Here is a 1,548-nt window from a genome sequence, read left to right as displayed (position 1 = left end):
CTCATGATGAGATTTCGGTGGCGCTCGCCGCACTATTCGCCGGCCACGCCCGCGAATATCAGGCATTGAGCGGGCGGTGACGGCGGCAACGGCGGCGCGGCCGGTCAGGCTCTGTCGAGTTCGGGAATCGACGGCGCCCAAGGTGGCGGCGGTAACGGTGGCAACGGCGGCACCGGCGGCAACGCAGGCAACGGCGGCAACGGTAAGGACGGCTCGTTCGCCAACGGCGGCACCGGCAACGGCGGCGGCGGCGGCGAAGGCGGCTACGTCGGCGAGGGCGGCAACGCCGGCAGCGGCGGCGCCGGCTTCACTCGCGGCGCCGACGGCACCGCCGGAGCCCTCGGCAGCGGAGGCGGCAACGGGGGCAATGGCGGCAACGGCGCCAACGCCACCACCCCAGGCGGCACCGGTGGCAACGGTGGACAAGGCGGCCACGCCAGCGCGCGCGGCAACGGTGGCAACGGTGGCAACGGTGGCAACGGCGCTACCGGCGCGGCAAGCGGTGACGGCGGTGACGGTGGCAAGGGCGGTGCCGGCGGCAACGGCGGCAGGATTTCCGGCGACGGCGGGACCGGCGGCCAAGGCGGCACCGGCGGCGCAGGAGGTGCTGGCAGTGACAGTTCTACTGTCGCTGGAAACGGTGGAAACGGCGGTCACGGCGGTTCTGGTGGTGCCGGTGGTGCCGCCTCGGCGCCCATGGCCAAGGGCGGCAATGGTGGGGCCGGTGGTGTTGCTGGTGACGGCGGCAACGGCGGCAACGGGATATTGAACCCTGTGAGGCAGGTTGTCGTGGCAGGTGGCGACGGCGGCAACGGCGGCAACCCGGGTGCCGGCGGTCAGGGTGGCGCCTCGGTCAACGGCACCTCGGGACCAGCCGGGAGCAGCCCGAATAGCGGCGGCAACGGCGGTAACGGGGGCAACGGTTCTAATGGCAACAGTCTCTACGGGCACACCGAGGCTGGGCGTGGTGGTAATGGCGGCAACGGCGGGTCGGTCGGCAACGGCGGCAACGGGGGCAATGGCGGCAACGGCGGCGGCGAGCTCTTCGCCGGCGGCGCGACGGGCGGTGCTGGCGGCAATGGCGGACTGGGCGGGTCCACTCGCGGCGACGGTGGCAACGGCGGCAGCGGCGGCAGGAGCGATGGCGGCTTGATCGGCGGCACCGGAGGACGGGGTGGTGACGCCGTGCTCAGTGGTAACGGCGGAAATGGTGGAAGCGGTGGTGCCGGCGGTAAGGGAATTGTCGGCAACGTTGGCGGTACCGGCGGCGTCGGAGGTATCGGCGGTGACGGTGGGACCAACAGTGGCAACGGCGGACAGGGTGGCAGCGGCGGTGTCGGTGGGCAAGGCGGGCAAGGCTCGTCGGGGTCGATAGGTTCGTCGGGCAGCGACGGCAAAGCGTTCTCGATCGACGGCGGTACCGGTGGCACCGGAGGGCAGGGCGGCACCGGTAGCGCCGGGGGTGCCGGCGGCACCAGGTTGCGCCTCGGCGCGATCGTCGGCTTGTCAGGGCGGTGTGGTGCCGAAGTTAACCGAACGAGCCCCCTG

1 protein-coding gene and 2 pseudogenes are annotated in these 1,548 nt (G+C 72.4%); 2 read left to right on the top strand and 1 reads right to left on the bottom strand.

What is annotated here, in order from left to right:
* Positions 1–582 (bottom strand): annotated as a pseudogene (locus A5645_RS29470) (hypothetical protein); the annotation flags it as partial.
* 31 nt (positions 583–613) lie between these two features.
* Between A5645_RS29470 and A5645_RS27925 the strand changes: the two are divergent.
* Entirely contained in the window at positions 614–769 is a 156-nt protein-coding gene (locus A5645_RS27925) for a hypothetical protein (RefSeq protein ID WP_155768133.1), read from the top strand.
* A gap of 20 nt (positions 770–789) precedes the next feature.
* Positions 790–1,548 (top strand): annotated as a pseudogene (locus tag A5645_RS29165) (hypothetical protein); the annotation flags it as partial.

The organism is Mycobacterium asiaticum, from assembly GCF_001673635.1.
In the GTDB taxonomy this organism is placed as follows: Bacteria; Actinomycetota; Actinomycetes; order Mycobacteriales; family Mycobacteriaceae; genus Mycobacterium; species Mycobacterium asiaticum_C.
This window is presented reverse-complemented; position numbering and strand designations above follow the sequence as displayed.